We start from the raw sequence: 6377 nt of genomic DNA on the forward strand, positions 1-6377 counted from the left end.
AAGTACTCACTATGCGGGTTCCCATAACCTTGCGTTTGACATTTTTTATTTTTGCAGGAAAGGTGTCGCGGGGACTGTCCCCGGGCCGGTTCCGGCCAACCCCCTGAATGTTTACGACAGAGTAGTGTTATGGTTCGTGGCTTGCTTCGCCATCCTCACCCACAAGATTTTTATCGGGAATAATCAGGTCTACGCAGATTACTTTCATATCATTATCCAGATTGACCATTTTCACCCCCTGAGTTGAACGTCCCACCTGACGGATATCGCTGGTTCCCAGGCGAATGATTTTGTTGGCTGAGGTGAAAATTATAAGCTCATCCAGCTCAGATACAGGCAGTGATGAAACCACCTTGCCGGTTCTGGAGGTAAGCTTCATATTTTTCGTACCTTTTCCGCCCCTTGACTGCAGCCTGTACATGTCTATACCGGTCTTTTTTCCAAAACCATTTTCAGAAATGCTGAAAAGATCCCGGCTTTCCCCAGGATCCACAATGACACCTGATACCACTTCGTCGCCGGCTTTAAGGGATATGCCTTTGACACCGGCGGCATTTCTTCCCATTGCCCTGATATCATCACAACGAAAGCGGATTGCCATACCCTCGTGGGTGGATAAGATTATCTCGGAGCCATCCCTGACCACTTTTACCCCAATGAGTTCATCCTCAGTCTTAAGTGATACTGCTATAAGGCCAGGTGAACGTATATGTTTGAACAACTCGATGGAAGTTTTTTTCACCATCCCTTTTTTGGTTATAAATAAAAAGTAGTTATCCTGTAAAAAGTTACGCTCAGACAGGGCAGTTGCAATATATTCCTCATCAGCCAGGGGCAAAAGGTTTTTGATGTGTACTCCCCGGGCTGTACGCGAACCTTCAGGTATCTCATATGCCTTCAGGAGATAAGACTTGCCGGTGTTGGAAAAGAAGAAGATGTCCTTGTGATTGCTGGTGGTAAACAGAGTTTTGATGAAATCACTTTCCCCGACGTTGGCTCCTGCAATTCCTTTACCGCCTCTTTTCTGCTGGTGGTAGTATTCCAGAAGAGTCCTTTTGATATAGCCGTTTCGAGACAATGTCACCACTACATCCTGATCCGGGACCAGGTCCAGGATATTGATGCTGTCCGGGTCCTGATCCAAAATCTGGGTTTTGCGTGGTGTGGCGTAGTTCTTTTTTATTTCTTCCAGTTCTTTCCTGATCTCTCCTTTCAGAACTTCTATATGTTCCAGAATACTCTTTAAAAACTCTATCTGTTTCAGAATATCTTTGTACTCCTGAACAAGTTTCTCGCGCTCCATGTTGGTCAGCCTTTGCAGGCGCATGTCCAGTATAGCCTGGGCCTGAACCGTGCTCAGGGTGAATCTGGATATGAGCTTATCCCTGGCTTCGGCCCCTGTAGAGGATGACCTGATGAGGCGCACAACTTCATCGATATTGTCCAGGGCGATCTGGAGCCCTTCAAGGATATGGGCCCTGTGTTCAGCCTTTTCCAGATCGTGACGGGAGCGCCTGAGGATGACCTCCTTTCTATGCTCCAAAAAATATTCCAGAACCTGTTTCAGATTCAGAAGCTGGGGCCTGTTATTGACCACCGCCATCATGTTTATGCCGAAACTGGTCTCCAGAGCTGTCAGTTTATAGAGTTTATTAATGATGACATCGGATATGGCACCTTTTTTCAAGTCAATAACAATCCTTATGCCGTTGCGGTCTGATTCGTCCCGCAGATCTGAAATGCCCTCGATTTTCTTTTCATTTACCAGCCCGGCGATTTTTTCCACCAGATTAGCCTTGTTCAGCGCGTATGGCACCTCGCTGATGACAATGGACTCATGTCCTCTGGACCGGGTCTCCACATCCACCCGGGAACGGATCTTGAAACTCCCCCTGCCGGTACTGTAAGCCTCCCTGATGCCCTTGAGGTTGTATATCAAAGCCCCGGTGGGCAGGTCCGGGGCCTTGATATGCTTCATGAGCTCATTAATCCCCAGTGCAGGATTCTCCAGAAGTTCAAGCAGAGCGTTAATCACCTCCCCCAGGTTGTGCGGAGGTATGTTGGTGGCCATTCCTACGGCAATACCAGAACTGCCGTTGATCAGGATATTGGGTACCCTGGTCGGCAGGACCTCGGGTTCGGTCAGGGTGTTGTCGTAGTTGGCTCTGAAATTGACTGTATTTTTTTCGATATCAGCCAGAAATTCTCCAGCCAGCCTGGACATGCGGACTTCGGTATACCGCATGGCTGCAGGAGCGTCGCCGTCTATGGAACCGAAATTGCCCTGTCCATCCACCAAAGGATCGCGCATGTTGAAATCCTGGGCCATGCGTACCAGGGCGTCATATACAGCGGAATCCCCGTGCGGATGGTACTTTCCAATTACGTCACCGACAACCCTGGCGGATTTTTTATAGGGGCGGTTATAGGTGTTTCCAAGTTCGTGCATGGCGAACAGAATACGCCGGTGCACAGGCTTGAGACCATCTCGAACATCCGGTATGGCCCTGCCGATAATTACGCTTAAGGAATATTCCAGGTAGGATTTTTTTATTTCCTGTTCGATACTTATATTACTCAATTCTAGACTCCAGATTATTACTACGTAACCATTCAGGGGGGATGCCGAAACCGGCCCGGGGACAGTCCCCGCGACACCTTTTCCGCACAAATACCAAATTTTCAGACGCGAAGTTTTGTGAACCTGCACCGCTAGTACTAAGCGGGGGACAGTCCCCAGGACCTGGTGCTAATTATCACCACCGAGGACACCCTGAATGGTTATATGACTACAGCTAAACAATAAAAGGGGGATGGCCGCAACCCAGTTATTTAATTTAAGGCACCGGTTATATATCCAGATCAGCCACTTCAAGTGCATTTTTCTCGATAAAATCCCGTCTGGGCTCAACCTTGTCCCCCATCAGTTTTGAAAACAGGTCATCCGCCATATCAGCGTCATCCACAGTAACCTGCAGCATGGTTCTTTTTTCAGGATCCATGGTGGTAGACCATAGCTGCTCCGGATTCATCTCTCCTAAACCTTTGTAGCGCTGGATATTGAGTCCCTTGTGCGCAATTTCGAAAACCTTTTCCAGGAGGCGAAATATACCCTTTACGGGGATAACTTCCTTCTGGCTGTTAATCTCAAAGCTCAGGTCCGGGTTATGTTCAAGGGTATCCTGATAGAGCTGGTGTGCTTTTTTATAGAGGCCGGAATTGAAGAACTCTATACCCAGCCTTATGCTGTGCTCATTTCTATCTGTAAAGACAAGAAAATATCTCTTTTCTATGTCAGATTCTTCTTTCTCCAGGATGGTTTCAAAACCATGTCCGGACATGTAGTTGATAAATTTTGAGCTGTCCTCGTAAACAAAATGCACCGGATGCAGCCTGAAACTATAGTTCAACAGAAACTGGAATAACTCTTCCTTGATTCCCATGTTGGCTGCATCCTGAAAACTGTCTTTCAGAGAAATGAGGTTCTTGATGAGACTGACCATTTCATCCCTGGTGTATTCACTTCCCTGACTTGTCTTAATAGCAATCTCATCATAAACCCTGTCCAGGAGAAACTCGTTCATGGATTTTTCATCGCTGATGAATTTTTCAAAATTTCCTTTATGCACCCTGTAAAGGGGTGGCTGGGCTATATACAGGTAACCGTCTTGAATCAACCGGCTGAACTGTCTAAAGAAAAAAGTCAGCAGCAGGGTCCTTATATGTGCCCCGTCTACGTCTGCGTCGGTCATAATGACAATCTTATGATATCTGAGTTTGGAAATATCCAGTTCGGCATCGCCAACCCCGGCACCCATGGCAGTGATCAGAGCTTTTATCTCATTATTTTCCAGTATTTTTTCAAATCTGGTCTTTTCCACGTTCAAGATCTTGCCCCGTAGCGGCAAGATAGCCTGGTGCCTGGGATTTCGGCCCTGCTTGGCTGACCCCCCCGCAGAATCACCCTCTACAATGAAGATCTCTGATTCTTCTGGGATTTTGCTTTGACAATCCGCTAGTTTGCCTGGAAGGGAATAATCAGACAGGGCCCCTTTTCGTCGAACCAGTTCTTTGGCTTTTCTGGCCGCTTCCCTGGCCCTGGCTGCATCGACCACCTTTTCTACTATGATTTTGGCATCCTTTGGGTTTTCATTGAGAAAGGCTGTTATCTTTTCATAAGCAATGCCTGATACATAGCCGGCTATTTCACTGTTGCCCAGCTTGGTCTTGGTCTGGCCTTCAAACTGGGGATCAGGTACCTTGAGACTGATAATGCTGGTCAACCCCTCTCTAACATCTTCACCGGTCAGCTTCTGCTTGAATTTCCTGGGGAGATCCTGAGCATTATGTATGTAGAAATTGATGGCCCTGGTCAGAGCTGAGCGCAAACCATTCAGATGGGTTCCACCTTCCACTGTACGTATATTGTTGGCAAATGAATAAACATGTTCCTTGTAACCCGACTTGTACTGCAGTGTCATCTCAATGAACACATTATGCACCTCGCCGCTGGCATGGATAATTTTGTGCAGGCCGCTGTCCTTGTTTACGTTTTTAATGAAGGACAGCAGTCCTCCATCAAATTTGAAAACATCGCTTTTCTGGAAGCGCTCGTCATAAAACTCGATTTTCAGCCCACCGTTTAGGTAGGCAAGCTCTTCAAAACGTTTGGCCAGGGTATCATATTCAAAGTCCAGGCTGGAAAAAACCTCTTCATCCGGTCTGAACTTAATGGTAGTACCCCTACTGGAGGACGGACCTTCTTCACGCAGTTTAGTAACCGGTATACCGCGCTCAAATTTCTGGAAATATTTTTGACCCTGCCTTCTGACTGTCACTTCCAGGTATTCAGAAAGGGCATTCACCACAGAGACTCCAACACCGTGGAGTCCACCAGACACCTTGTAGCTGCTATTGTCGAACTTCCCCCCCGCGTGCAGGACCGTCATGACCACTTCCAGGGCTGGTCTGTTTTCCTTTTCATGCCAGTCAACAGGAATACCCCGGCCATTGTCTGAAATGGTAACGCTGTTATCCAGGTGAACAGTAATGCGGATATTGTCGCAGTAACCAGCCATGGCCTCATCGATACTGTTGTCCAGTACCTCGTAGACCAGGTGCTGCAGGCCGCGGACGTCAGTGGATCCGATGTACATGGCCGGCCTTTTTCTGACTGCTGTCAAACCTTCCAGTACCTGGATACTCTCGGCTGTGTAATCCCCTGTTTTTTCATGCATGTCTGAGTTGTTCATTATTATTATTCCATCTCCTCTTCCGTATAGTAGGTTTCTTCCTCGATTTGCACCGGCATGGTCATTACAAAATATTCTTCATTCGTGGCACCGTTGATTTTGCAAGGCTCAACAGAACCGGAAAAACGAAACATCACGGTATCCTCGTCAATATGTCCCATTAACTCCAGAAGACCTTTGGTATTAAAATATATTTGTTCCACCCGGCCGGAATATTTGCAGGGCACGATTTCTTCAGCTTCCCCGCTGTCTGCTGCGGTGCTGGTCATTTTGATCTCGGAGGAACCCAGCTTCATAAGGGTAGACTGCTGAGAATCTGTGTTGAATATCAGGATTCTTTCAAGAGATTCAACCAGTTCATCTTTGTTTACCAGCATTGGAGTGTCCAGTTTATTTGAGTACGTATTAATAAAATCACGGTAATTGGGAAATTGATGCATACTCAATGGCAGACTGAAACTTTCCCTCTTGTCTATAGTTCTCAGGAATATCTTGGTTTCTGTTATACAAATCTCTAACTCTTCTGCAGGAATCCATTTTCTGAGATCCAGTAAATATTTTTTGGGGATGAGGACACCTTTTTCAGGCAAAATTTGTCTTAACTCTGCGGTCTCAAACGTATACAGGCTTAGTTGATGTCCGTTGAATGCACATGCTTCTACCCTGCTTTCAGGTTCTTCAGCCTCCCCGTCGCTACCTGATAGTGATGGGTCAGGTACATCGTTTTGAGGATTATTCATGGAAGCCTCTTTTAATGCAATTTTGAGACAGGTCATACCCTGCATAGTGTCATCATCACTTATGCAGAACAGGCTTTTCTCCAGAATATCTCTAAGCTTATCACCGGAAAAAACAGCAATATCACCATCTTCAGGAAATTCATCCAGCTCTGGAAACCAGGAACTGTCGCTCAACGGCAGTTTAAAAAATCGTTTATCCTGTTTCACAAGAATGATTTCTTTATCAGGACTGGATTTGATAGTAATAGGTCCTGATCTTAATTTCTTGATCAAATCTGTTATCCTGCGTCCAGGAGTGCCTATAAAACCTTCCTGTTTGATTTCTGCCCTGTATTCACCAATGAACTCGACATTACTGTCTGTACTCATTATCTTAACACTGTCA

General features: G+C 46.3%; 3 protein-coding genes. All 3 read right to left on the reverse strand.

The genetic code is table 11. From position 1 onward, the window contains the following. Nucleotides 1-127: 127 nt before the first annotated feature. Entirely contained in the window at nt 128-2581 is a 2454-nt protein-coding gene (gyrA, locus tag QZP87_RS11145; RefSeq protein WP_291322998.1) for a DNA gyrase subunit A, read from the reverse strand. Nucleotides 2582-2849: 268 nt separating this feature from the next. Next, entirely contained in the window at nt 2850-5252 is a 2403-nt protein-coding gene (gyrB, locus tag QZP87_RS11150; protein WP_291322999.1) for a DNA topoisomerase (ATP-hydrolyzing) subunit B, read from the reverse strand. 5 nt (nt 5253-5257) lie between these two features. Continuing rightward, nucleotides 5258-6377 (reverse strand): DNA polymerase III subunit beta (locus QZP87_RS11155; protein WP_291323000.1); only part of this gene is annotated, 1120 nt, incomplete at its 5' end.

It is taken from the genome of Desulfonatronospira sp. (assembly GCA_003563255.1).
Lineage (GTDB): Bacteria > Desulfobacterota > Desulfovibrionia > Desulfovibrionales > Desulfonatronovibrionaceae > Desulfonatronospira.